The 26,206-nt window shown below is 59.4% G+C and carries 20 protein-coding genes; 7 read left to right on the plus strand and 13 right to left on the minus strand.

The annotated features are described in order from the left end of the window. Nucleotides 1–58 precede the first annotated feature (58 nt). Nucleotides 59–2,155, minus strand: a complete 2,097-nt coding sequence (locus F4V58_RS07225) for a DEAD/DEAH box helicase (protein WP_075734665.1) — start codon at nucleotides 2,153–2,155, stop codon at nucleotides 59–61. A 272-nt stretch (nucleotides 2,156–2,427) separates the two neighbouring features. Between F4V58_RS07225 and F4V58_RS07230 the strand changes: the two genes are divergently transcribed. Together F4V58_RS07230 and F4V58_RS07235 are read left to right on the plus strand one after the other, a co-directional pair. Continuing rightward, nucleotides 2,428–3,420, plus strand: a complete 993-nt coding sequence (locus tag F4V58_RS07230) for a hypothetical protein (RefSeq protein WP_075734667.1) — start codon at nucleotides 2,428–2,430, stop codon at nucleotides 3,418–3,420. Nucleotides 3,421–3,557: 137 nt separating this feature from the next. Further along, nucleotides 3,558–4,592, plus strand: a complete 1,035-nt coding sequence (locus F4V58_RS07235) for a hypothetical protein (RefSeq protein ID WP_075734669.1) — start codon at nucleotides 3,558–3,560, stop codon at nucleotides 4,590–4,592. 39 nt (nucleotides 4,593–4,631) lie between these two features. On the opposite strand, the gene hutI is transcribed toward F4V58_RS07235, so the two are convergent. The 4 genes from hutI to F4V58_RS07255 form a co-directional block, all read right to left on the minus strand. Then, nucleotides 4,632–5,834 (minus strand): imidazolonepropionase, encoded by a 1,203-nt coding sequence (hutI, locus tag F4V58_RS07240; RefSeq protein ID WP_075736596.1) that lies wholly within the window; start codon nucleotides 5,832–5,834, stop codon nucleotides 4,632–4,634. Nucleotides 5,835–5,906: 72 nt separating this feature from the next. Next, nucleotides 5,907–7,583 (minus strand): urocanate hydratase, encoded by a 1,677-nt coding sequence (gene hutU / locus F4V58_RS07245; RefSeq protein WP_075734671.1) that lies wholly within the window; start codon nucleotides 7,581–7,583, stop codon nucleotides 5,907–5,909. A 380-nt stretch (nucleotides 7,584–7,963) separates the two neighbouring features. Next, on the minus strand, nucleotides 7,964–9,544 hold the full coding sequence (gene hutH, locus F4V58_RS07250) for a histidine ammonia-lyase (protein WP_075734673.1): 1,581 nt from the start codon (nucleotides 9,542–9,544) through the stop codon (nucleotides 7,964–7,966). 147 nt (nucleotides 9,545–9,691) lie between these two features. Continuing rightward, entirely contained in the window at nucleotides 9,692–10,432 is a 741-nt protein-coding gene (locus F4V58_RS07255) for an IclR family transcriptional regulator (protein WP_075734675.1), read from the minus strand. 36 nt (nucleotides 10,433–10,468) lie between these two features. On the opposite strand from F4V58_RS07255, the gene hutG reads away from it, so the two are divergent. Further along, nucleotides 10,469–11,425, plus strand: a complete 957-nt coding sequence (hutG, locus tag F4V58_RS07260; RefSeq protein WP_075734677.1) for a formimidoylglutamase — start codon at nucleotides 10,469–10,471, stop codon at nucleotides 11,423–11,425. Nucleotides 11,426–11,465: 40 nt separating this feature from the next. On the opposite strand, the gene F4V58_RS07265 is transcribed toward hutG, so the two are convergent. Further along, nucleotides 11,466–12,692: an MFS transporter gene (locus F4V58_RS07265; RefSeq protein ID WP_075734679.1), complete on the minus strand. Its 1,227-nt coding sequence runs from the start codon at nucleotides 12,690–12,692 to the stop codon at nucleotides 11,466–11,468. A gap of 113 nt (nucleotides 12,693–12,805) precedes the next feature. On the opposite strand from F4V58_RS07265, the gene F4V58_RS07270 reads away from it, so the two are divergent. Beyond that, nucleotides 12,806–13,288, plus strand: coding sequence for a hypothetical protein (locus F4V58_RS07270; protein ID WP_075734681.1), 483 nt, complete (start codon nucleotides 12,806–12,808; stop codon nucleotides 13,286–13,288). A 9-nt stretch (nucleotides 13,289–13,297) separates the two neighbouring features. On the opposite strand, the gene F4V58_RS07275 is transcribed toward F4V58_RS07270, so the two are convergent. The 3 genes from F4V58_RS07275 to F4V58_RS07285 form a co-directional block, all read right to left on the minus strand. After that, nucleotides 13,298–14,287, minus strand: a complete 990-nt coding sequence (locus tag F4V58_RS07275; RefSeq protein WP_075734683.1) for a hypothetical protein — start codon at nucleotides 14,285–14,287, stop codon at nucleotides 13,298–13,300. 102 nt (nucleotides 14,288–14,389) lie between these two features. Beyond that, nucleotides 14,390–15,274, minus strand: a complete 885-nt coding sequence (locus tag F4V58_RS07280) for a DNA primase (RefSeq protein ID WP_075734685.1) — start codon at nucleotides 15,272–15,274, stop codon at nucleotides 14,390–14,392. 301 nt (nucleotides 15,275–15,575) lie between these two features. Continuing rightward, on the minus strand, nucleotides 15,576–17,195 hold the full coding sequence (locus F4V58_RS07285; protein ID WP_075734687.1) for a carboxylesterase/lipase family protein: 1,620 nt from the start codon (nucleotides 17,193–17,195) through the stop codon (nucleotides 15,576–15,578). A 71-nt stretch (nucleotides 17,196–17,266) separates the two neighbouring features. Between F4V58_RS07285 and F4V58_RS07290 the strand changes: the two genes are divergently transcribed. Together F4V58_RS07290 and F4V58_RS07295 are read left to right on the plus strand one after the other, a co-directional pair. Further along, on the plus strand, nucleotides 17,267–18,043 hold the full coding sequence (locus F4V58_RS07290; protein WP_075734689.1) for a hypothetical protein: 777 nt from the start codon (nucleotides 17,267–17,269) through the stop codon (nucleotides 18,041–18,043). A 276-nt stretch (nucleotides 18,044–18,319) separates the two neighbouring features. Then, complete coding sequence (locus F4V58_RS07295) at nucleotides 18,320–22,060, plus strand: multifunctional oxoglutarate decarboxylase/oxoglutarate dehydrogenase thiamine pyrophosphate-binding subunit/dihydrolipoyllysine-residue succinyltransferase subunit (RefSeq protein WP_425429759.1); 3,741 nt, start codon at nucleotides 18,320–18,322, stop codon at nucleotides 22,058–22,060. 221 nt (nucleotides 22,061–22,281) lie between these two features. Here F4V58_RS07295 and F4V58_RS07300 read toward each other — a convergent pair whose 3' ends face one another. Beyond that, nucleotides 22,282–23,040 (minus strand): type 2 periplasmic-binding domain-containing protein, encoded by a 759-nt coding sequence (locus tag F4V58_RS07300; RefSeq protein WP_075734693.1) that lies wholly within the window; start codon nucleotides 23,038–23,040, stop codon nucleotides 22,282–22,284. Nucleotides 23,041–23,150: 110 nt separating this feature from the next. Between F4V58_RS07300 and F4V58_RS07305 the strand changes: the two genes are divergently transcribed. Beyond that, the gene (locus tag F4V58_RS07305; RefSeq protein ID WP_075736598.1) at nucleotides 23,151–24,287 is read left to right on the plus strand and encodes a P-loop NTPase; all 1,137 of its coding nucleotides are present in this window, start codon (nucleotides 23,151–23,153) and stop codon (nucleotides 24,285–24,287) included. Here F4V58_RS07305 and F4V58_RS07310 read toward each other — a convergent pair. The 3 genes from F4V58_RS07310 to sigE form a co-directional block, all read right to left on the minus strand. After that, complete coding sequence (locus F4V58_RS07310; protein WP_150385742.1) at nucleotides 24,284–24,847, minus strand: twin-arginine translocase TatA/TatE family subunit; 564 nt, start codon at nucleotides 24,845–24,847, stop codon at nucleotides 24,284–24,286. The two genes, F4V58_RS07305 and F4V58_RS07310, sit on opposite strands and share 4 nt — an antisense overlap. 38 nt (nucleotides 24,848–24,885) lie before the next feature. Beyond that, on the minus strand, nucleotides 24,886–25,284 hold the full coding sequence (locus tag F4V58_RS07315) for an anti-sigma factor family protein (protein WP_245802962.1): 399 nt from the start codon (nucleotides 25,282–25,284) through the stop codon (nucleotides 24,886–24,888). Between the two features lie 156 nt (nucleotides 25,285–25,440). After that, a complete protein-coding gene (gene sigE, locus F4V58_RS07320; RefSeq protein WP_084559829.1) occupies nucleotides 25,441–26,118 on the minus strand; it encodes an RNA polymerase sigma factor SigE in 678 nt (225 codons plus the stop codon). Between the last annotated feature and the right edge of the window lie 88 nt (nucleotides 26,119–26,206).

A 26,206-nucleotide genomic window follows, 5' to 3' on the forward strand; every position in this document is an offset into this window, starting at 1 on the left:
AAATCCCGCTTGACTGCCAGTATTTACTAGCAGTCAAGCGGGATTTGGTTTTTAGGGCTTAGTCGCGCCAGCCACCACGGCCGCCGCGTCCGCCACGGTCATCACGGTCACGCCCGCCACGGCCACCAAAGCCGCCACGTCCACCGCGATCATCACGGTCACGCCCGCCACGGCCACCAAAGCCGCCACGTCCGCCACGATCATCACGGTCACGCCCGCCACGGCCACCAAAGCCGCCACGTCCGCCACGATCATCACGGTCGCCGTCGCGTGCGGGGCGACCGGTGTCCTTAGCGATGTTGATGAGCTGCCCAGAAATCCGGGTGTCCTTCAGACGGGAAAGCACTGAAGCATCCAGGTTCTTAGGAAGATCCACCAGGGTGTGTCCAATCGCAATAGTAATGCGACCGAAGTCCTTGGCGGTCAGGCCACCTTCGTTGGCAAGGGCACCAACGATAGCGCCGGGGCGCACGTTCTGGCGCTTGCCAACATCCAAGCGGTAGGTATCAAAGTCAGCGTCGGAACGGTGTTCGCGGTCACGGTCACGCCCGCCGCGGTCGTTGCGTCCACCACGGTCACGTCCGCCACGGTCGCCACCAAAGCGGTCGTTGCGTCCACCGCGTTCGTCACGGTCAAAGCGCTCGCGCTTCTTGAACTGAGGCATGTCTTTGAGAAGGAAGTCATTGCCACCCTGCAGTTTAACCGCAAGTGCCGCCGCAATATCGTCCATAGCCACGTTGTGGGTTTCGGAGTACTTGCGCAGCATTCCACGGAACATTTCCATCTGCGAGTCGTCCATGGACTCACCGATGGAGGCTGCAAAGCGCTCTTTGCGTTTTGCGTTTACCTCGTCAATGCTTGGCAGGTCCATCTCTTCGAGACGCGCGTTGGTAACACGCTCGATGGAACGCAGCATACGGCGCTCACGCGGGGTGACAAACAAGATTGCCTCGCCCGTGCGGCCCGCGCGGCCGGTACGGCCAATACGGTGCACGTAGGACTCAGTGTCATTAGGAATGTCGTAGTTAACCACGTGAGTGATACGGTCCACGTCCAAGCCACGGGCAGCCACGTCGGTAGCAACCAGGATATCCAGGCGGCCATCCTTGAGCTGGTCAACGGTGCGCTCACGCTGTTGCTGAGCGATATCACCATTGATAGCTGCGGCGTTGTAGCCGGCGGACTTGAGGTTGGTGGCTACGTCTTCGGTTTCATGCTTGGTGCGACAGAACACGATGATTGCGTCGTATTCAATAACCTCAAGGATGCGGGTGAACGCGTCCATCTTCTGGCGGTGAGCAGTCAGGAGGAAACGCTGGGTGATGTTGTCATTCGTACGAGTCTCAGACTTGACAGTGATCTCAGCGGGGTTGTTGAGATACTGCTTCGACAAGCGACGGATGGCGTTAGGCATGGTGGCGGAGAACAGTGCGACCTGCTTCTCTTCCGGGGTGTCTGCCAGGATGCGCTCAACGTCTTCTTGGAAGCCCATGTTCAGCATTTCATCTGCTTCATCCAGAACCAGGTACTCCAGCTGGGAAATATCCAGGGAACCCTTTTCCAAGTGGTCAATGACGCGGCCCGGGGTACCAACGATGATCTGCGCACCACGGCGCAAACCGGAAAGCTGGATGCCGTAGGCCTGACCGCCGTAGATAGGCAGAACTTCAATCCGGCCAAGATGGTCGGCGAAGGACTGAATAGCGTCTGCTACCTGCAGGGCTAGCTCACGGGTAGGTGCAAGCACCAATGCTTGTGGGTGACGCTTTTTGGGATCTATCTTGGACAGAACCGGCAGCGCGAAAGCTGCGGTCTTGCCAGTACCAGTCTGGGCTAGGCCCACGACGTCGCGGCCTTCCATCAAGACGGGGATGGTCTGCGCCTGGATCGGTGAAGGCTCGGTGAAACCAATCTTGGTTACTGCCTTTTGTACCTCTACGGGCAGACCAAGGCTTGCAAACCCCTGGGTATCATTGGCTGAATCCTTAGATTCAGCGTCGGTGTCCTCAGAAGTTGCCGCAGCCCTGGTGTCATTTTCATTGACCTGTGAAGCTTCTTGAGCCTCACTACCTTGCGAGTTTTCCTGAGATTCCGACTGTGTAAAGTTTTCTTCCGGCTTATTTTCGTCGCCGTTAACGTTATCGGTAATGCTCATTGCACTAACCACCCTACGTTACCGCTACAGATTTATCCATTCCTGACGGAAGTATTTGGCAATAGAGCCAACAAACACTCTCCCGGGCTTTTAGTGAAACAAATCACAGCCACTTCCCCTGTCGCCGCACGCCGGGCTCCCGGGACTACCTAGCAACCCCCCACTACCCTCATCCCACCCCCGGGCCTCCAAAAGTTACACGAAGCCTCCGGAGAAAGGGTACTTTATGTTATGTCATATGAGTTTCAGCGCAACGATGAACGGAGAGTTCAATGCCAACCCCTTCCCAGTACTACCTTTTCGGCTCCAAGGCTCCCGTCGACAAAGACCGGATGGTCCCGGACACCTTCCCCACGCCCACCATCGACCCGGTGACCGAAATTTTCGCCGGCAGGAAATCCAAAAATCCGCGCATCTCCATGCGGGCATGGCTGGCTCCCGAAGGTGATGCAGTTACAAGGAAGACTCATAACCCGCGCCTCGGTGACGGCATCCCCCTACGCTTTTTCTCCATCACCACCGAAGGCGGGATGTTTACCTTTTTCAAAAATAAGGACAAGCAGATGTTCGCCGAGGATCAGATCAAAAAGCTTGATGGAGCTGAGCTCAAACTCACCGACCGCAGGTTTGGTATCAATCCCGTATTTCGGATTAAGCATTGCCATGTGTTTGTTGACTGCTTCTTCATGGAGTGGGAACCCATTACTTTCCACGAGGTCACCTACGCGCACCGGGACCGCGTGGTTTACTTCGGTAACAATCCCCGGCCTAGCGCCCAATCCCTGTTCACTGTCTCAGAAATCGACGAACACAGCGCGGTGTTTTCGGCCGCAGACACCCGTGTTGTGCCTGGGCAGACCGTGTGCTTCAAAGTGAGCACCCCAAAGGCCTGGGTGCTGTTTAACATTGTCGCGGTACATAAATACGAAGACGACTATCCCTACGTGGAGGTTGACTGGTTTTTGATGAACGGCGAAGACGAAGCAGTGGAGGCTGGCTTCAAGGCGCTTCCCGAAGCGACTAAGGAAAGCCTTCAGGCGTATATCAATCGCTGGAATCTCCGTTATGACCCAGTGATGACTAATAAGGAATACTCCACCATGATGGTGGAGCTTGACACCCAAATTTGGGCGGTAGCTGGGGATGAAAACACGTCGTATTTCCGCTCGCTTTCGGACGCCCGCACTTTCGCCAGCAAACTAGCTGGCCGGCAGCTTTACGAGGGCCGATGGATGCCTCTGGGCAACCATCTCGACATGCCATAGAACATAGAACCCTGTCTACGGCCGGCTGGTCAGCGGCGGTAGTTTAGAGGTTTGCCGTCTATTTCCGGGAGTTTCACGAGGCGATATTCGCCACAAAGCGTGGAGAACGCAGGTAAGGCTCACTTAAACTGGGGAGTATGATTGCGCTCAAGAAAATCCTGCTCCCACTGTGTATAACGTGTCTCATCGCCGGAGTCGCCGCAACTAAGCTGCCCTCAGCTAACGCGCACCCGGCTACCGCACCGATAGCTACCTCAGTTGACCTCAGCCAAGCACCCACCCTGGCCGTCACTGACCAGGACGGCAATCCCATCATCGGATCCGTCCAACGCGGTGATGTCCTCCTAGTTCACGGCAAGGGCTTTGATCCCAACGCCAACCGTGAAGGCTTCCCCATGCCCATTCCCAACGGTGTTCCCAACGGACTCTTTGTCCTATATTCGGGCCTAGAACCGCACTGGGAACCTTCGAAGGGGGCCTCCCCGGAGTCCCGCAAACATCCCCACGACCGCATGGCCTGGGTCATGCCGGCCGGAAGCTTGGAGACCATCCCCAAATTCCCCGTTAATATGCACCGGGTAATCCGGAAGGTAGCCCAGCCCATGAACGCCGACGGGACCTTTACCGCAAGGCTAGTGGTGGATCCGCCCGAGAAGCCGGCTGGCCAGCAGTGGGGTGTTTACGTCTATCCGGCTGCGGGCAGCGTCAATGCTCGTGAAGAAGTATTTGTCCCCATCCCCTTCAACCCGGAGCCAGGGCCAAACACTGAGATAGAATCCGCTGACCTTTTGCTTGATGCCCAGCTGATGCACCAGGTGACCGGGGTTCTTCGTGGCAGCGTCAACCCCAAGAATGGGGCCATGTCGCAAGGAACGCAGACCGTAAGTTTCACCCGTCAGCCCGACGAAGCAGACCCCCAGGACAACGTAGTGCGCTACCGCGGCACAGTCATCTTGGGAGCTAAGTTCAACGCCGTTGAATTTGCCATCGCGGATCCGTGGTTCCGCCCACTGCCGCAGGGTGGATACGAATTAAGCGCCAAGGTAACCGACAACCCCCTCATGGGAGTTGATTCCATGCACCGGCGCGTAATTGGAACCATACCGGCGCTGGAGGGGCGACAACAGGTCAGCGCCGGATTCGTACCCCTCGGCCACGTCAGATTTTCTTAAAACACGCGGGAAAAGCGCCAACTGTCGGGGGTTTGGCATCTACTCCCGCGCTTGGAATACCTTTTTCCCACCCACATAGGTGGCATAGGTCATGGGCATGCCCGGCCGGTACGCAAGATCGATGGCGTTCGCGGTATCTAGGACGTGCAAGTCGGCGGCCGCGCCCGGTACCAGCGTGCCTTTGGCCGGACGTCCGGATCCGTCCTTGCCCAAGCCCACGTCGTGACGGCGCAGCGCCTTGGCACCGCCCGCAGTGGCGGCCGCTATCGCCTCATCCAACGTGAGCTGCTGCTGTAAGACCGCAGTGGTCACGCAGTAATTCATCGAAGACGTATAGGAAGTCCCCGGGTTGAGATTTGAGGCAATAGCAACGGTGGCGCCAGCGTCAAGCAGCTGACGGGCCGGCGCTAGAGGTTGCCGCGTGGAGAGATCACAAGCCGGCAAAATGGTGGCCACGGTATCCGAGCCGGCAAGGAGCGCAACATCCCCACCGGATAAGTAATTAACGTGATCCACACTGGCCGCACCCATCTCCACCGCCAAGGCCACACCGGGGCCCTCACCGAGCTGGTTTCCGTGTACCCGCAACCCCAGCCCGGCCGCTTTCCCGGCCGCGAGAACCCGGCGCGACTGCTCCTCGTTGAAGGCCCCACGCTCGCAGAACACGTCTATCCAATCCACATGGGGTGCCACCGCGTCAAGCATGGGGCCTACTACTTCCTCCACGTACTGCTCCGCATCCGACCCCGGCGGGACCAGGTGCGCGCCAAGGAAGGTGACGTCATCGGTGAACTGCTTGGCCACCTTGGCGGACTCCAGCTCAGAGTCAACGCTGAGCCCATATCCGGTTTTGGTTTCAAAGTGGGTGGTCCCGCCGGCATGGGCAGCCTGCACGCGTTGGCGGACCAGCTGCTCAAGGCGGTTGGTGCCGGCTTGGCGCGTGGCCTCCATGGTCACCGCTATACCGCCGGCCGCGTAATCCTGCCCTGCCATGCGGGCCTCAAACTCTTCGCTGCGGTCACCGTCAAAGACCATGTGGGTATGGGAATCCACCCAACCCGGAAGCACCGCGCGCCCGCCAAGGTCGATAATCTCACCGAAGTCCGCGTCCAGCTCAACCAGTCCGGATTGGGGCCCGACCCAGCTGATTTGACCATCTTCCACCACAATGGCGGCGTCCTTGATGGTGCCTCGTTTAGAAACAGTCCGCAGCTCTGAGATACCGGTGAACAGCGTTGACAGTGCTTGTGGTGCTTGTGGTGCTTGCGGTGTCGGCTGGTTAGACATCCGTATTTCCTCCTTCATCTGCAGGCCCTAATCGCGGGCTTTAAATTCCATCGGAATTCGCACGCCGCGCGCGTCAGCTACTTCCTTGGCGCGGGTATAACCCGCGTCAACGTGGCGGATTACCCCCATGCCGGGATCATTGGTGAGAACGGCGCGCAGCTTGGCGTCCGCGAGCTCGGTGCCATCGGCCACGGAGACCTGCCCGGCGTGGATGGAACGGCCCATGCCCACGCCGCCGCCGTGGTGGATAGACACCCAGGTAGCCCCGGAAGACACGGCGGTCATCGCGTTGAGCAGCGGCCAATCCGCCACGGCGTCGGTGCCGTCCAACATGGATTCAGTTTCCCGGTAGGGCGAGGCCACAGATCCGGAATCTAGGTGGTCGCGGCCAATCACGATAGGTGCTTTGACCTTGCCCTCGCGCACCAACTGGTTAAACAGCAGCCCGGCCTTATGGCGCTCGTTATAACCCAGCCAGCAGATACGCGCCGGCAGACCTTCGAATTCTACGAATTCCTCGGCTGCGTCCAACCAGTTGTGCAGGTGCTCGTTGTCCGGGAAAAGCTCCTTCAGGGCGGCGTCGGTGACCTTGATGTCTTCAGGGTCTCCCGATAGCGCGGCCCACCGGAAGGGACCTAGGCCCTCGCAGAACAGCGGGCGAATATACGCCGGCACAAAGCCAGGGAATTCAAAGGCGCGCTGGTAGCCGGCCTGCCTGGCCTCATCGCGGATGGAGTTACCGTAGTCGAATACTTCTGCGCCCTCATCCTGGAACTCCACCATGGCCTGGACCTGCGCGGCCATGGACTCCCGCGCCTTCTTGGTAAAGGTTGCCGGGTCCGCCTTGGCTTCGGCCTGCCAGTCCTCCACCCGGATTTCAGTGGGCAGGTAACTCAAAGGATCATGCGCAGAGGTTTGGTCTGTGACCACGTCCACCGTGAACTCCCCGGCGCGCTGCCGGCGTAGAACCTCCGGGAATACCTCCGCGGCGTTGCCTACCAGACCAACGGACAGTGCCCGCTTTTCCTCCTTGGCGGCCAGTACCAGCGCCAGCGCCTCATCCAAGTCAGTGACTACCTCGTCGAGGTAGCGCTTGGACTGGCGGCGCTTCATGCGGGCTTCATCCACATCCACGATTAGCACCGCTCCGCCGTTGAGCGTGACGGACAAAGGCTGGGCTCCGCCCATACCGCCACAACCGCCGGTCAGTGTCAGCGTTCCGGCCAGCGTGCCGCCAAAACGCTTACGCGCTACGGCCGCGAAGGTCTCATAGGTCCCTTGCAAGATGCCCTGGGTGGCAATGTAAATCCAGGAACCGGCGGTCATCTGGCCGTACATCATCAGGCCCTCTTCCTCCAGCTCGCGGAAGTGCTCCCAGTTGGCCCAATCCCCCACCAGGTTGGAGTTGGCCAGGATAACGCGCGGGGCCCATTCGTTGGTGCGCCAAATACCCACGGGCTTTCCGGACTGGATGAGCAGAGTTTCATCCTTTTCCAGGTCCTTCAGCGCGTCCACAATGGCGTCAAAGGCCTCCCAATTACGCGCGGCTTTGCCGGTGCCGCCATAGACCACCAGGTCTTCCGGCCTCTCGGCTACCTCCGGATCAAGGTTGTTCATCAACATGCGCAAAGGCGCCTCAGTTTGCCAGCATTTGGCGTTTAACTCGGTGCCGCGCGGGGCGCGGACTTCGCGGGGTTGGGACATGGCGTTGTGGTGTCCTTTCAGGGTGTTCGCGACCAGGTACTTGTAAAAAAGCCTCGACCGCCTCCCTAAGTTCCGCGTGCGGCTGTACCTAGGGGCCGGTTTCCCGGGGCTGTCCCTTGCTAGATATCCGCACCGTTGCCTAGGGGTAGCGGTAGCTTCTATCCACCGAATGTAAGCCAGGCCACTGGAAGTATCCACAGGCATTAGCGCCTAGGTGTCTCAAATACCAGACTGGGGTGACCTGGTACGAAAAATGCCCGCCGGAGCGGGCACAATTCCTTAAGTTTTAGCTAGCAGGGCACCGGTTAGCAGGCCGTGGGCTGGCACGGCGCCGACTAACGCAGCGCCAACCAGCACAGCGCCAACTAACGCAGCGCCGACTAACGCAGCGGACCCACGGCATCTTCCACGGCGGCAAGGATGGAACCATCCTGGACTAGGTCCACGGTCCGCTCAATTTCTGGAGAAAGGTAGCGGTCAGTACCGGGGCCTTCTACCGTCTCACGGAGTGCGGCAATGGCCGCTGCTGTGCCGGGGGCGGGGGTGCCTTCGCGCATATCGATAGCGCGCGCTGCGGTGAGGATTTCAATGGCCAGTACGCGCTGCAAGCCGTCTACTGATTTGCGCAGCTTCCGCGCGGCGGACCACCCCATGGACACATGATCTTCTTGCATGGCAGAAGACGGGATGGAGTCGGCCGACGCCGGGTTAGCCAAACGTTTGAGCTCACTGACAATGCCGGCCTGCGTGTATTGCGCGATCATGTGGCCGGAGTCCACACCGGGGTCGTCGGCAAGAAAGGCGTTGAGGCCGCGGTTGCGGGAGGCGTCAAGGAACCGGTCGGTGCGACGCTCAGACATAGAGGCTAAGTCCGCAGTAACCACGGCCAAAAAGTCCAGGACGTAGGCCACCGGCGCGCCGTGGAAGTTGCCGTTGGAAACCACGCGACCATCCTTGGCCACCACGGGGTTATCAACGGCGGCGGCCAGCTCCCGGCTGGCTACCAGTTCAGCGTGCGTCAGCGTGTCGCGGAACCCACCGGAAACCTGCGGCGAACACCGCACGGAGTAGGCGTCCTGAACCTGCTTTTTCTTGAACTCATCAAAGGCAGCGGCCAGGATTTCCGAGCCTTGGGCGATGGTCAAGATATTAGCTGCGGAATCCGCTTGCCCCGGGTGTGGGCGCAGCTCCTGCAGGTCGGGGGCAAAAACCAGCAGGGAACCCAGCAGGCCCTCCACGGTCATGGCGGTGGAGACATCGGCCAGCTTGGCAGCCGCCCGGAGGTCGGTAATTGCCAGGCACAGCATGCCCAGCATGCCGTCGGTGCCGTTGATAAGCGCCAGCCCCTCCTTTTCGCGCAGCTCAAGTGGCGCAATCCCGGCTGCGGCCAGCGCTGCGCCGGCGGGTTGGATATCCCCGCCGGCAACCCGCACCTCGCCTTCACCCAGCAAAGCCAGGGCGCAGTGCGCCAGCGGCGCCAAGTCCCCGGAGCATCCCAAGGAGCCGTACTCGCGTACCACCGGGGTTATTCCGGCGTTGAGAACTTCAGCGTAGGTCTGCGCCACCACCGGGCGCACACCAGTGCGTCCGGTACACAAGGTCGATAGCCGTAGCAACATCAACGCGCGGATCACTTCTTGTTCCACCTCTGGCCCGGACCCGGCGGCGTGGGAGCGTACCAGGGAGACCTGGAGCTGTGCCCGCAGGTCATCGGGAATATGCCGGCGCGCCAGCGCCCCAAAACCGGTGGAGATGCCGTAGACCGGCGTGGGATCAGTGGCTAGTTCTTCAACGCGCTTCCTGGTGGTAGCAATCTCAGCGAGCGCGGCTTCGGAAATCTCTACTTTTGCGCCGTAGCGCGCAACGGCTACCACTTCATCGATGGTCAGCGCGCCGATATCCACGGTTACCGTGCTGATTTTGACGGCGGTGGAAACGGATGGATTGGGATGGTTAGGCATGAATACTCCTTGTAAAACAAGCGTGCAAAAAGCACGAGGGTAAATGGTATTCGCGCGACAGCCTAACGCGGTTGCCAGTCATGTTACAGGAAAATGCTCCCGGGGCAATCAGCGGGGAGGAGTTTCCCTCCGGCCCGGCGGTCTTTTTTAAGAGCCGTACATCTTCCTTCCCGCGGACTGTGCGGCTGCTTGGAGGCGGTGCAGGACTTCCGCCTTGTGCGCCTCCGCCACGCGGCTGATGGGATAGGTCACGGCCACTGCGGCGGCTGGGCGGCCCAAGTGGTCTTTGATAGCCACGGCAAAGGAGGCCTGACCACGGGAGACCTCCTCATTTTCCATCTCATAACCTGCCGTGCGGACGGCGTCTAGGCGCTCGCGCATGGCGCGCCAACCGGCACCCTCGCCGTTAAAAGCGAAGATGGCCCGGGCCTCTTCGGTGGGAAGCAACGCCATCATACTTCGCCCGGAGGCCGTCTTGTGCGCCTGCAGGCGCACCCCCTTTTCCGTCACCAGGGACATAGCGCCGGGTGCCCTAACTTCTTGGAGGTAGACCACCTCGGACCCTGCCAGGCGGGATAGGTGCCCGGAGCCTGATACCATCTCCGCGATTGCGCGCAGCTCTTTGCTGACCATCCGCACCAACGGCTGCTGGGTGGAATACGCCTGCGCCATGGAATAGGCAGCCAGCCCCAGCCCGTAGGTCTGATTTTCTGGGAGGTGAACCACAAATCCCTCATCGACCAGGGCGTGCAGGAGGTGGTAGGTGGTGGATCTGGGCAACTCAAGTTCCGCACGGATCCGGCTGGCGGAGACCGGCACGTCAATCGTAGACAGCAGTTTGAGGATAGCCAGCGCGTTGCGCGCGGCGGGGACTTGGGCAAAGCTCACGGTTTTCAAGTCTAATACCGGCTACGCTTGGAGACCATGAACTCAACTTCCGATGCCCCTGCCTTCGCCCCTGCCCCCACGTGGTCCGGCCGCAACGACGGCCCCGGGAAGGAGCACGCGCGCTGGTTTAGCCAAGTCAGCAGGACTGCCCCCGATTCCCCGGGTATTGCGCTGCTGGGATTTGCCTCCGACGAAGGCGTAGCGCGCAACGGCGGGCGCCAGGGCGCGGCCGCAGGACCGCAGGCTCTCCGGGACGCCCTAGGGTCCCTAGCCATCCACGATGACCGCGTGCTCTTTGACGCCGGTACCGTGACCACGCAAGGTGAGGATCTGGAAGGCGCCCACGCGGAGCTTTCCGCGCAGGTAGAAAACCTTCGACTGGCCGGACACCTGGTGGTGGTGCTAGGCGGCGGGCATGAAACTGCCTTTGGGTCCCACCGGGGAGCCTTCCAGGCTGGTGGCGGCCAGCCGCTAGCCATTATCAACCTTGACGCACACTTTGACCTACGTTCTGCGCCGCAAGCTACCTCCGGCACGCCGTTCAAGCAGATCGCCGAGCTGGTGGGACCGGATAACTTCGACTACACGGTGTTAGGAATTTCCGCCCCTAATAACACCCGGGTGCTTTTTGATACAGCGGATGACCTGGGCACTAAGGTGGTCCTGGACCAGGAACTTTTGGCCTTAACTCCACCGGAGGCAGCCAGCCTGGCCCGCGATTTATCCGCAGGAGACAAGCCTATCCACTTGTCTATTGACCTGGATGTCCTGCCGGCCAGTGAGGCTCCCGGCGTCTCCGCCCCGGCCGGCCTGGGAGTGCCCCTACTACACATCCGGGCTATCGCCTTGGCGGTAGCCGCCACCGGGCGCTTGGCCTTGGTAGACGTGGTGGAGCTTAACCCGAAGTTCGACGTAGATTCCCACACCGCCAAGGTGGCGGCCCGGTTAATTGATGACATCACGGCCACGCATTGGGCCGCTATCTCCGCTTAAGCGACCCCGCTTAAGTGACCGCCGCTTAGGTGGCCGCCGCTTAGGTGGCCGCCGGGGCAGCCGCGCTGGTTCTGGCAGCATCCAAGGTTTCCCGGGCACACCACCACGCAGCAAGCCCCACCGCAGCGATTACCGCGCAGAAGCCAAAGGCCACCGCAAACCCGTAGCGGTCCGCGAGGATTCCCACCACAATGGGCCCCAGGATTTGGCCGAAGTCACCGGCCATCTGGTAGGTAGCCATGACCTGTCCACCGGAGCGTTTGCCGCCCACGATATCCGCCAACGCCGCCTGTTGCGCCGGGTTAATCAGCCCCGAGGCCGCACCAGCTAAGACTGACACCGCGATGAGAACCACGGCGTTGCGGGATAGCCCCAGCACGCCCACAAAGATCCCGCACGCGAGTAACCCGGCAATGAGCGGGGGCCTTCGCCCCACGGAGTCTGCCAGCTTGCCGGAGAACTGCAAGACCACCGCGGTTCCGGCCGCAAATGCGGCCAGCGCCACGCCCGCCATGGCCGCCCCGTGGTGGAAGATAGCTGCGGCGAACAGCGGGAGGATGGACACGCGTACTCCCATGTTTATCCACCCGTGGGCAAAGTTTGAGGTCAGTGCCGCGCGGTAGGCCGTGTCCTTCCATGCCTGCTTCAGGGTCATCCGCGGTTGAACGCCGCCGGCGCGCATGCTCTCATCGATGGCCGGCATCAGAGACCACACCACCACTGCAGCTAGTGTCACGCCCACGCCGTAGATGACAAAAGGCCACCGAAACCCAAGGAAAGACAAGGAGGCACCAGCCAGCGGACCAACCACGTTGCCCAGGAGGAAAGCCGTCCCGTACAGCGCAGAGCACCTGCCCCGGATGGTGGGCGGGGCAAGTTTGACGATGATCCCTATCGCGGAGACCGTGAACATGGTCGAGCCCACCCCGGCCAATCCGCGCAGCACCACAATGTGCCAATAGCTGCTGGCCACTGACACTAAACCGGTGGTCACGGCCACAATCAGCAACCCAGTAATGTAGACCCGGCGGGAGCCTATGCGGTCAATAAGCCCGCCGGCGGCCGGCGCGAACACCAGCCGGGAGGCCGAAAACACAGATACCACTAGCCCCGCCGCCAGCATGGAAACGTCAAAGCTCACGACAAACTGCGGCAGCAACGGCGCGATGAGCCCGTAGCCCAAGGCAATGATGAATGCTGCGGCCACCATCACCCAGATCTCCCGCGGGACGGCAGCAGGGGCGGGTAGGCGAGGTTGCTGTGTCATATCCCCGTTATTTTAGCGTGGAGACCTGCAAACACCACAAGTTCGAACAAGTATTCGAACTATTCTGGAGGGCATCCCCTCTCATGTCGCACACCGGTTCTATATTAAGGGGCATGAAAAACATCTCTAAGAAACCAGCACCACAGAAACCGGCCACCCTGCACGCTCTTCCCGGAAACTCCCCCGCCCACAGGCGGATACTGGCCACCCTGGATACCGCGGTAAGACATCCCCGTTCCCTAGCCCGCCCCGGGGGCGCGTGGCGCCCACCCAAGCAGATGCTATCCAAGACGTTGTGCGCCACGGTTACTCGCTACCGGGTGGGCCCGGTGGTCAGAGCCCGGATCCGGGGTTTTGGACAAACCCGCGTTCCTACGTACTTGGTTTCCTTGCGCATAACTGACACCCGTGGGCACGTGGTGGAGCAAGCCACGGCAGAGTCTTGGGTGCGCGCTCTATTCCGTGAAAAAGATATCCGCGCCGTCCACCAGCTCACTGAAGAAACCGCGGCCACCTTCGTCTGGCTGGTTGATCACCACTTCCAGCCGGTGTTGTCCCCCGCTTCCCTTTTCGAGGACTTCTACGCAGCAGCCTAGGCAAACCGTTTACTTGCGGTGCTTGCCTTCGGGGGGCTGAGTCCGCAGCCGCGGCTTGGGCGTGGCGGGCGCACGCATTGCGGGGCCCGGCTTAGAAGAACTAAGTTTTGGTGACGATTTGCTTGCCGCCATGGGTTTCCCCGCAGCGGCGCTCCCCGTTCGGCGCGGTGCGGAGGGGGCCGGGGCATCTTCCACATCTAACTCGCAGGGCCGGCGCAAAATCAGGTCGAGCACCAGCTCGTTTTCGCGCGCGGTGAAAATTTTCCGGATGGCCTCCGGACCAAACCTGACAGCCAACGCCGCGACGATAAGACTGAAGGTTTTGTCGATCGGGTCGGAGATAAAAGACTGTAACAGCAACGCCACCGGCTCGGAGAAATGCAGCAGCTCGAAGAATCTCATCAAGGAAAAGGCTCCTATCGCGGAGCCCCCATTGAGAACCATCAACACGGTGAGCCAAGAAACGCCCGCTGCCACCAACCCGGCCACAGCTCCCGTACCCATCACCCGTTCCAGCGTGGTGAGGTGCTTTCCCTTAGCAGCTACGGACACAATCAACGTCGCGAAGATAGCCGCCATGACGTGGGGAAGCACGTCCGGTGAATAGACGCCCCACATCATCGACGTCAGCCCCGCCGTCAACGCCCCCAACGCAGGCCCCCCAACTATTCCCACGAGCATAGAACCAACTGTATCCATGTAGAAGGGAAGCCCAAACGCTGCCATAGCAGCACTGCCGACGGAGTTAATCATCACCCCGATTGGAACCAAGAGCAGGAAAATATCCGGTTTGGAGCCGTAGAACGACAGGAAGAACAAAATGTTCGCCACCCCCAGCACCACCCACAGGACGAGAACCTCGGGTGTGGAAAAAGCACTGCCCTGGGAGACAAAAAGCAGGGGGTTTCCGGCCATAGCCATTCCCCACATACCAAGAACGGAAAGCACTCCGATTATCAGGACTACCCGCCGCCACTGCACCTTTGGTTCCAAATCCATGCCCCCAACACTAGTCCATATTTTTCAAAACAAACCGCCACCGTCAGAATGTCCACGGTGGCGGCTAACTAAGTAATTTTCTTTCTACAGCAAGCGCTAGGCTTATTCCCCGCTTTTGACGTCTGCTTCCTCATGCCCATCAGTTCCTTCGGAAACCGCGTCATCTTCGAGTTCCACGGAGTCCTCGTCAAAGTCGAGGCGGTATGAGTCATCCCCGTCGCCGTCATCTTCACCGAAGATGTCGTAGACGTCTGGCTCGTCGTACTCATCACCATCAAAAGCCACCAGCTGGGCTTCCCAGTCCAAAGCTTGATCGAATACCAAAGACAGCACGTCGAAAAGGCGGTCAAAGTCCGTGTAGGTTCCAAGCTCCAAGGTTTCGGCCGGGACTTCAATAACCGGACCTGTAAGGCCCGCTTCACCGGAGGCTGCCAGGGACAGCTGCTCATCACTGCCAATGAGCAGAGCGTCATCTGTCTCCCACAAGTTAAAGATTGCCTCATCCTCAGCGTCTTCGATCGCTTCTTCGTTGAAGTCAAAGGCCACAAACCGGACAACAGCGCTAGGAATCCCGTCCACGGTTTCCACCAGCACCCGCAGCTCGGAATCATTGGCCACTTCCGCCACCACCAGGTTCGGGTTGAAATCATCCTGCGCAAACTCTAGGCCGGCAATACGCTCATCCGTGCCTTCCAAAAGGTCACGGAGAACCGTTACCACCTGGTCCGTAGCAATATGCCGGTCAACAGCTTCCACCGCGTCCTCGACCGAGAAAGCGACGGAAACCAGCACAGCCTCAAAATCCTCGTCGTCCTCATCCACATCTGCCGCAGCGATGTAGACGTTGGCCGCCGGCAAAATTGCGTCAATTTCCACAAACTGGATTTCCAGGTCAGAGGTGATGGGCACAAACATCACGTCATCATTAACGCGGGACTCAATCCCCTCAGCATCCAGAGCGGCTGCAATATCCTCAAAGAAGCTCATGACTGTCCTATCCGCCCAAAGGGGCTTTGTTGCGGGAATTCTATTTTGACTTCCTGCGCCAGCACGGGGCGGCGCAACCTCAAATCTTACCCGCAAATGAAGCCACCGGGGAGAGGAAAGGAACTTTTATACGTTCTTGCAGTCAAGGCGCTAAATCTTGACGGGCTCCATACGTAGCGCAGTCCCGAAAAAGCGCAGTCCCGAAAAGCGCAGTCCCAAGTCCCGAATCTAGGGCGGCGCCCCCCTAGTCCGGGGTGTAGTCCCTAGTCGAGGGTGCAGTCCCTATTCCGGGGTGTAGTCCCTAGTCCAGGGTGTCAAGGATAAAGCCCAGCTCCTCCGCCAGGTCAGGCCGGCCGGCTCCCCACTCCCTCATATCGCAATGCTCCCATGCCCGCCGCCTGAGCTTATGGGGATCCGACTCAACATAGGACTGCGCAGCGAATACCTGGGTCAACCGTTGCCCTTGCACCGCGGGCTGCCCTCCCGGCTGGAGCCCAGCGCCGGCGCGAGGTGCCACCTGGTAGCGGGGCCAGGTTTTCCCGGGCGCCGCCTGATGGATAAACCGAGCCCAGTGGGCCTGCATGAGCTCTGAGAGCGCGTCAGATTGCGCGGTGGATCCCAACCTGGTGAGCACCGACATCCGGGAAGACTCCGGATCGCCGAAAATATGTGACAACTCCAAAGAATGCAGCGCGCCCAGGCCAAGCGCTTCCAAGGCCACCGGGGCAAAGTCAAAGCGGTACATGTAGGTAGGCGCCACTTCAGAGTGCGCGCCGGCGACCGCGACTGCGGGTGCCCAAAACAGGGCATCGGTAAGTAGTTGCGCAAAATCCGCACGCGTGGTTGCGCCGTTATAGGCCTCAACCACAAACTCGGCCCCCTTAGCGTCAAAGGAACTGAGCAGCCGCAGACCGCCGCGACGCCTGGCAAATTGCCGCTGAAACAAAAACTTTCCCACACTTGCCTCATCGGAATTAGTGCCAATCAGCAGCGGCACCGGGTGCTGCCCGCCGCGTTCAAACACGGCTAATGGATGCTCCGGCAAAATATCCCCATCCACCGTTGGGGCGAAGCTGGAATTAAGATTGAGCAACCCCCGGCCGCGCCACATCATCGACTGACCCGCCCGGATGATATCGGCGAAATCCTGCGCCCGAATATCATCAATACTGCTCATACGGGGAAGCTCCAGCCGCTCCACCAGCTTGCGAACCCACAGCGTGGACTGCGTCCGCGAATGCACCGTGGCAATGGGTGGGGATTGCGCAATGGCCTTGTGAAAAAGCCCCTCCGCAGCAGGGCTGGTCATCAACGCCAAGACGGCGGCACCACCGGCGGATTCGCCCATTAAAGTGACGTCATCCGGATCCCCTCCAAAGGCCGCGATGTTGTCCCGGACCCACTCCAACGCCAAAATCTGATCCGCCATCGCGGGATTGGCGCACGCATGCCCGTCCAGACTGCGCATATCCAAGTACCCCAGCGCACCCAGGCGGAAATTCACTGATACATACACCACGTCCATCGTGTGGGCCAGTTGGAAGCCCCGCAACATCACCATGTGGGAAGACCCCATAAAGAAGGAACCACCGTGGAAATAAACCACCACGGGCAGGCCACCGGAATGTCCCGGGCGAACAACATCCAGGTTGAGACAGTCCTCGCTGCCCACGACCTTATCCGTCCAGGAATAGGTGGACTGCGGCGCAACGGGCCCAAACTCCGTACAGTCACGTACCCCATCCCAAGCCTTCGGCGGGTGTGGACCACAGAACCTACGCGCACCAGAGGTATCCGCCCCAAAGGGTACGCCGCGCCAGGATCGGACCGAAGCCCCGTCGCCCAGGGGTTCTTTCACTCCCCTTACCCAGCCAGCGCGGGTACGGACCGTCAATGCGTCATCCCAATCCTTGTCTTTCATGCAAACCACAATAATTGCGTAGAATAACTAAAGCGCTAATTAGACAAAATCAGAAAGGTTAAAAACCAGAAATGAAAATTCCATTCTTCGGAAGCAACGACAACCAAGCCGAGGTCGTAGAAAACGTGGAACCCGGGGCCGCCGAGAAACTCAACAGCTCCCTGCGAACACAATGGGCCGAGGAGCAAGGCGAAGGAGACAGCTTCAACACCACCGTGCTCAGTGCGTTGGACAAAGCGGTTGCTTTGCAGTCCGGCACCATTGTCAAGTACGTGGAGGGGGTTAAAAACCGCAACCCACAGGCCTCCCACCAAGAGCGCCAAGCTGAAATTGATGACCACTTCCTAAAGGTTGTCACCGGTACCGGCGCCACGGCTGGCGGTGCCTCCGCCATTCCCGGCGTTGGATTCATTACCGGTGCCGCAGCTATCGCCGGCGAATCCTTCGTGTTCCTAGAAGCCGCCACGTGGTACATCCTGGCCTCGGCCAACCTGCGCGGGATTGACATCACTAACAAAGACCTGCGCCGCGCACTGGTCATGCTGGTGCTCTCCGGAGCCCGCGGCGTAGCCGTTGTAGACACCTTCTTCGATGAGGCCGGTGACTCCAGTGACAAAGGTGCGCTCAACTCCGTCACCGCCCTCACCCGTTTTTCCGGTCCTAGTCTCAGCGGCGTGAACAAACGGCTGTCGAAGATCTTCACCAAGCAGATAGCCAAGCGTTTCAAGTGGGCGTGGGTTGGCAAACTCATGCCACTGGGAATCGGTGCCGTCCTGGGGGGAATTGCCAACCGCAAGCTAGCCCGCATGGTCATGGACAACGCTCATAGGCAGCTAGACAGTCTTTAAACTGGGAGCGGGATCTACACCTCGCACTACCCCCGTTTTTTCACTAGTTTCCCAAGAGTCAAATTATTTCCCCAGGACATGACGGCTAAGCCGCGTCCGTTTAATTTGAATCCGCAATCCACCCCCCTTCTGCGACTGTTTTCACAGTCAAGGCTTTATTATGGGGGAAGGCGTTTAGGGGCCTTCTGTTTGTCGTGCGTACGCCAGGAGGCCCCAACCGCAATAACTTACTTATTAATCTAGAGTTTTAGCAAGGAAATGAGGCGAGCATCTGCCGTGAGCAACTCGAACATCTTTGGCCCCAATGCGTGGCTGATTGACGAACAGTTCCAGCAGTATTCCGAAGACCCGAATTCGGTCGACAAAGAATGGCGCGAATACTTTGAAGCCAACGGAGCCCCGAAGTCTCCTGAGTCATCCCCAGCCAAGGACGCAGCTACTTCCCCGGCCGCTGTGAAAAAGACCGAAGGCTCCACGATTGCTAAGAAGCAACAAGTGCGGAAAACCGAGGTTTCCGAGGCCGCCAAGGAATCCAAGGTAACAACCGAGAAATCCCAAAAGAAGGCCGCTGAAAAACCGGCCCGCAAGGACCAGCCCGCGTCTCCACTCGACCGCATAGGTGACGCACCGAAAGCCGGAGCCTCGCAGCTCAAGGGCATGTTCAAGGCCATTGCCAAGAACATGGACGAGTCCCTGACTATCCCGACCGCAACCACCGTCCGCGACATGCCGGTGAAACTGATGTGGGAAAACCGTGCCCTCATCAACGAACACCTCAAGCGCACCCGCGGCGGCAAGATTTCCTTCACCCACATCCTGGGCTACGCAATGGTTAAGGCCTCCCAGATCCACCCCGGCATGAACGTGCGTTACGAGGAAAAAGACGGCAAGCCCCACGTTGTCCAGCCCGAGCACATCAACCTAGGCCTGGCCATTGACCTTCCCCAGAAAGACGGCAGCCGCGCCCTAGTGGTGGCAGCCATCAAGGAATGTGAAAACAAGTCTTTCACCGAGTTCATTGACGCCTACGAAGACATTGTTAACCGTTCCCGCAAAAACAAGCTGACCATGGATGACTTCACCGGGGTCACCATCAACTTGACCAACCCCGGCGGTATTGGCACGCGCCACTCCATCGCCCGGCTGACCAAGGGCTCCGGCGCCATCATCGGCGTGGGCTCCATGGACTACCCCGCAGAATTTGCCGGCGCCTCCGCAGACCGCCTGGCAGAACTAGGCGTTGGCCGCCTGGTCACCATGTCCTCCACCTACGACCACCGCGTCATTCAGGGTGCGGAGTCCGGCGAATACCTGCGCACTCTCTCCCAGCTCATCAACGATGACAAGTTCTGGGACGAGCTATTTGACTCCATGCAGGTCCCTTACCAGCCTTTCCGCTGGGCACAGGACGTCCCCAACACCGGAGTGAACAAGGACGCCCGCGTCCTCCAGCTCATCGAGGCCTACCGTTCCCGTGGTCACCTGCTGGCTAACGTCAACCCCCTAGGCTGGAAGCAGCCTGGCCTGCCTTGGCCAAATCACCGGGACCTGGACATGCAGACCTACGGCCTGACCATCTGGGATCTGGACCGTTCCTTCAAGGTCGGCGGATTTGGACACAAAGAATCCATGACGCTGCGTGAGGTTCTCTCCCGCCTGCGTGCCGCCTACACCCAAAAGGTGGGCTCCGAATTCATGCACATCATGGACCGTGATGAGCGTGAATGGCTGCGCGAGCGCCTGGAGGCCGGCCGGCCAAAACCCACCAATGCTGAGCAGAAATACATCCTGCAGAAGGTCAACTCCGCAGAAGCTTTTGAAAACTTCCTCGGTACCAAGTACGTAGGACAAAAGCGTTTCTCCCTTGAGGGTGCGGAGTCCATGATCCCGTTGATGGACGCCATCATCGACACCGCTGCCGGCCAGGGCCTCAAGGAGGCCGTGATAGGTATGCCACACCGTGGCCGTCTCAACGTGTTGTTCAACATCGTTGGCAAGCCACTGGCAGACATCTTCGGTGAGTTTGACGGCAACTACAAGGGTGGCCAGCAAGGCGGATCCGGTGACGTGAAGTACCACCTGGGCGCTGAGGGCGAGTACCTGCAGATGTTCGGTGACGGAGAAATCAACGTCACGCTTGCCGCCAACCCATCCCACCTCGAGGCCGTCAACCCGGTACTCGAGGGGCTGGCCCGCGCCAAGGAAGACCTCATCGCCGAACCCGGCGAGCACCCCGTTATCCCTATCACCCTGCACGGTGACGCCTCCTTCGCCGGCCTAGGAGTAGTCCAGGAGACCATTAACCTCTCCCAGCTGGACGCCTACACCGTGGGCGGTACCGTCCACATTGTGGTCAACAATCAGGTTGGGTTTACCACCACCCCGGATTCCGGCCGCTCGACCTTCTACGCCACCGACCTAGCCAAGGGCTTTGACTGCCCAGTCTTCCACGTCAACGGCAATGACCCGGAGGCCGTGGTATGGGTTGGCCAACTAGCCACCGAATACCGCCACAAGTTTGGCAAGGATGTCTTCATCGACCTCATCTGCTACCGCCTCCGCGGCCACAATGAGGCTGATGACCCCTCCATGACGCAGCCATTGCTCTACGACGTCATCAAAGACCACAAGGGCGTACGCGAGTCTTATACCGACGAGCTCATCGGCCGTGGCGATCTTTCGGATGCAGAGGCAGAGGCAGCAGCGCGCGACTTCCACGACCAAATGGAATCCGTCTTTGCTGACCACAAGGAAGCCGAAGAGCAGGCACCACGTGAACAGTTCGGTATCACCGATTCACAGGAACTGCCACACGGCTTGGACACCTCCATCACCGCCGAAGAACTAGCCGCGCTGGGACAGGCCTACTTGGATACTCCAGAAACCTTCCAGTACCACAAGCGTGTTCACAAGATTGCGGAAACCCGCGCCAAGAACGCCATCGAAGGTGGCATTGACTGGGGCTTCGGCGAACTAGTGGCCTTTGGATCCCTAGCCAACGCCGGGCGCCACGTGCGCCTAGTCGGTGAGGATAGCCGCCGCGGCACATTCACCCAGCGCCACGCAGTGGCGTTTGACCCCACCGACGCTGAGGAATTCAATCCGCTCAACGAGCTTGCGCTCAAGCGCGGCAACGGTGGCAAGTTTGAGGTCTACAACTCCGCTCTCACCGAGTTTGCTGGCCTTGGCTTCGAGTACGGCTACACCCTGGGTAACGAGGACGCGGTTGTGGCCTGGGAAGCGCAGTTCGGCGACTTCGCCAACGGCGCCCAGACCATCATTGACCAATACATTTCCTCGGGTGAGGCCAAGTGGGGCGAGCTCTCCTCGCTCATCCTGCTACTGCCCCACGGCTACGAGGGCCAGGGGCCGGACCACTCCTCCGCACGCATCGAGCGTTTCTTGCAGCTGTGCGCGGAAGGTTCCATGACCGTTGCCCAGCCAACCACGCCTGCAAACCACTTCCACCTCCTGCGCCGTCAGGCACTTGGCTCATTGAAGCGCCCACTGGTGGTCATCACTCCGAAGTCCATGCTGCGTAACAAGGCCGCTACCTCACCAGTTGAAGAATTCACCGAGGTACCCAAGTTCCGCTCGGTCATCAACGACCCCCGCTTCTACGACATGTTTGGCAACAAACTCGCTGAAGGCGACAAGGTCAAGACCATCATGTTGGTCTCCGGCAAGCTGTACTACGATTTGGAGAAGAAGCGGGCTGACGACGGCCGCGATGACATTGCCATCGTTCGCGTTGAGATGCTCCATCCGATCCCGTACAACCGCTTGGGTGAAGCCTTTGCCGCCTACCCCAACGCCGAGCAAATCCGCTTTGTTCAGGATGAACCTGCCAACCAGGGCCCGTGGCCGTTCTACAACGAGCACCTCCCTGAGCTCATCCCGGATATGCCAAAGATGGTGCGGGTCTCCCGCCGTGCACAGTCCTCTACCGCCACCGGTAACACGAAGGTGCATGCCCGTGAGCACGAAGCACTACTCAAGGAAGCTTTTAACGTCTAAAAGATAGCTCTCCTGCGGCGCCGCCGCCCCCGCGCGGGGGCGGCGGCGCTGTTTTTTGCCCAAGTCATTGCGGACCACTTTCAGGCGGCCACGGCACGCACGCACCCAGAGGGGCTAGAACGTGGCCGGATGCTGGCCTGGTGGCCCGGAAAGCGGTGGGAAAAGTAGCTTAGCTTCCACCCCTGGGTATGCAGCAGCATGAGGTAGCGCGGGAAGAAGTACTAGCTAGCTGGGTCTAACTCCGCGTCTTCGTGCGCAGTGTCACCAAGCTCGCCGTTATTATCAAAACCCTCTTGATCAATGGTGTGATTTTTCGACCATTTCTTCACCACACGTGCCGCTGAACCGGTTTCCTTGGTCTGGGCGGTCAACCAGTCCAAGTCGCGGACCGCTAGGAACTTGGTAACCGAAGAGACAATGCCTGTCTCCGCCCTGTCGAAGAGATCCTTGCTAAAGATTGGTACGTAATTTTGAGGAAGGTCTGTGGTTTCCTGGCCCAGGCAGCCCTGCGCCGTAGAGGGTTCGACTGTCATCAAATTAGGTGTGAGCGCGCCCATCATAGCTATGTGCGTTTCAGCTAGGAAATCTTTCCCTGATTGGACTTCCGGCTCGTTGCGGAGCTCTTCCTCAATTTCCCCGGCCCGTACGGGATCCAAGTAATCCAAGAAATTGCCGGTACACCCAACCACCAGATCCACTTGGCCGTTAAGCAAGGCTTCAATGCGCTTTTCTGGGGTAGGTTCATCGATCGGAACTAACCGCACGGAACGGTTGCTAGCCTCCAGGGACTGCATGTAAATCTCACCGATAACCAGTTCCCTCTCCGAGTCGGGATTAACCAAGATCCGTACCTGGCTATCGGAGATTGGATTGGTCTGCGAACTCGGTTGAGCCGACTGACATCCACTCATGGTAAGGGTGATAGCCACGGCGGCACCTGCTCCGGCTACCGCGCGTGCCTTCCGGGCAAAAACGGTCATCTATTGTCCCACAGTTCCTCAATCGTTTACTGGCTGGATAGTGATTCTACTACGCTGCCTACCCTCCCACTACTTCCCGGTTCTTACTAAGGACTAGAATGGAAGCCGTTATGACCAATACATTCACAGAAGCCGATATCCGCAGCGCCCTATCCCGTGTCGAAGATCCGGAAATTGGGCGCCCCATCACCGAACTTGACATGGTCAAATCGGTTTCCATCACCGGCAATGACGTGGCGGTGGAACTTTTCCTCACCATTGCCGGTTGCCCGATGAAAAACACCATCGAAAAAAACACGCGCGCCGCCGTCGCAGACGTCCCCGGTGTAGGGGAAGTTCAGGTCACTATGGAGGCCATGAGCGATGAGCAGCGCCGAGCGCTAAAGCAAAAGCTAAGGGGTGGCCAGGCGGAGGCGGAGATTCCCTTCGCGAAACCGGACTCCACCACTCGCGTTATTGCGGTAGCTTCTGGCAAGGGTGGCGTTGGAAAATCGTCTATGACGGTCAATCTAGCCGCCGCGCTTGCCGCTAAGGGGCTCAAGGTAGGCATTGTTGATGCGGATATCTACGGCCACTCCGTACCCGGCCTGCTGGGCAATACGGATGGCCCCACCGTGCTCGATGATGAAATGCTCATGCCGCCCATTGCTCACGGCATCAAATTCATCTCTATTGGCCAGTTCGTGGAAGGAAACGCCCCCATCGTCTGGCGCGGGCCCATGCTGCACCGGGCCATTCAGCAATTTTTAGGCGACGTATTCTGGGGCGACCTAGACTTTCTTCTCCTGGATCTTCCGCCGGGCACCGGTGACGTGGCACTGTCAATTGCCCAACTTATCCCCAACGCAGAACTAGTGGTGGTCACCACCCCGCAGGCGGCAGCGGCGGAAGTTGCCGAACGCGCCGGCTCCATCGCGCAGCAAACCCGCCAGCGAGTCATTGGCGTTATCGAAAATATGGGGGCCATGGTCCTGCCCGACGGCACCACGGTGGATGTCTTTGGCTCCGGCGGGGGCCAGGTAGTAGCAGACCGGCTCAGCGCCATTCTGGGCCACGAAGTACCGCTGCTGGGACAAGTACCGCTAGACCCTTCTCTGCGTAGCAAAGGCGACGAGGGCATCCCGCTAGTATCCGCTGCTCCCGCTTCAGCTGCCGCTAAAGCGATCACGGAAATCACCGACAAGCTAGTCGTGCGTGGCGACTCCCTCAAGGGCAAGCCATTGGGGCTAGACGTCCGCCGTTCTTAGGTAACGTCCGCCCAGGAAAAGCTGGGCTGGCCGTCTTCCCCGCCGGTATCGCGCTCCTGCTTAGCGTCACTGTGAAAGCCCCCTTGCTTGAGCGGCCGGGCAACTCCCGGACCGGGGTGGTTGCGAGGCTCAGCGGTCACTGGGGACTCCGGCTGGGCATAGATTTGCGAGTAGTCAAACCCACCCCCCGCTTGCGGCTCGTTAGCGGGTGGCTGGGCGGGTGGCTGGGCAGGCGCTTGTTGCGGCGCCGGTTTGCGGGGATCGAAGTCATCCCACGCGGAGTCATCTCCGTCGAATAACGCTTTGGTTAAAGCGGCGCGCGGTCCCATTTTGGACCATTGGGCTGCTGTGCTAATTGGGCCACGTAGAGATTCGAACTCCTGGCTTACTTCCCCGATTTCGCCGTTGAGTTCGGCTTTGGCGTTATTGATGGCTTTCCGCGCGGCGAAAATAGCTGCCCGGACGTCCTCTATCACTCCCGGGAGCCTCTCCGGCCCCACGATGATGACGCCCAGAATAACAATGACGAAGATCTCGCCCCAACCGATACTTGAAAACACTTCTTTACTTTAACCCCTCGCGGCAGTATTGGCAGTTTTTAGGATTGATGACCGCGCCTAAGCGCACGCCCAATCATCTCAATCTTGTCCAAGAGATCCTGTTCTGAGGCGTAATGGCGTTCTGGTTCCGGTGGCACGGGCGGATCCTTGGTAGCAGCAATCCCGTTTAATCTCTCCAATAAGTCAGTGGGAGCCCGTAGGCCCTGAGTGTCATCTTCGGAGCGCACCCACGAGGCCGCTAGGCGCTGGCGATGAACCTCTGCCAAGCACTCCGCGCAGTTCACCAGGTGCACGCGGACGCGGTGCATGGCTTTGGCCGGCATCTCTCCGTCAACGAAAGCGACAACCGCTTCCGGCCCCAGGTGGCCGATCCCGTCTAGACGACGGGCCTGGGATTTAACTCTTGCTACGAGCCTTTTTCGCTTTTTGTCACTCAAAGGCTGCACATTCTGCGAAGGGAATCCTGAATCAGCGGAAGATAGTCGATGGTCATGCATGAATATCGGTACACCTCGCACTTCTTATCGGTTCGTTACCCACCAGCCTAGTATGTTTCCCGGTTGTGGATCATTAACAGCCTCCGCAGGAAAAACTTAGCGGGTACGCAAAAGTTCACGCACGGAATCATCCTGCGTAGCTGCGGCTTCCAAACTAGCCCTCAATTGACTACGTCCGCGATGAATGCGGGAACGCACGGTGCCCATCTTCACGCCCAGAGTTTCAGCGATTTCGTCGTAGCTCATGCCCACCACGTCGCACAGCACAATGGCCACGCGGAAAGTTGGGCTCAATTCATCAAGCGCGCTTTGCAGGGCCGGATCCAAATTGGAAATCTGGTAGGCCTGCTCAGGGGATACGTCATTTCCGGGAACACGGTCATAGTCTTCAGGAAGAGCTTCCATGCGAATCTTGGCCCGGTGCCGCACCATGTCTAAAAATAGGTTGGTGGTAATCCGGTGCAGCCATCCCTCAAAAGTACCAGCTTGGTAGTTTTTCAGAGACCGGAAAACTCGCATGAAAGTCTCTTGGGTCAAATCTTCCGCGTCATGTTGGTTACCGGAGAGCCGATATGCCAGGCGATAAACGCCGTCCGCGTGTTCTGCCACCAACTCAGACCAAGAGGGCATTTCCCCCTGGCCAGCGTCATAGGCTGCAGTTCCGGAAAGTTCCTGGCCCGCCAGACCGTGCTCTGAAGACGTCAAGGCCTCATTGGCTGGAGCGGTGTCTAAGGGGGAATGCGCTACGACGGTGTGCGAGCCTGTTTCTTCCATGCGTGTCATTGTGCTACATTTTCCTGCTTTCCGCCAGGAGCTCAACTGTCAGTCTCCTGTGAGAACTTCCATAGAAAACTCCCCCTTC

The sequence above is a fragment of the Corynebacterium phocae genome (assembly GCF_008693075.1).
GTDB classification, from domain to species: Bacteria; Actinomycetota; Actinomycetes; order Mycobacteriales; family Mycobacteriaceae; genus Corynebacterium; species Corynebacterium phocae.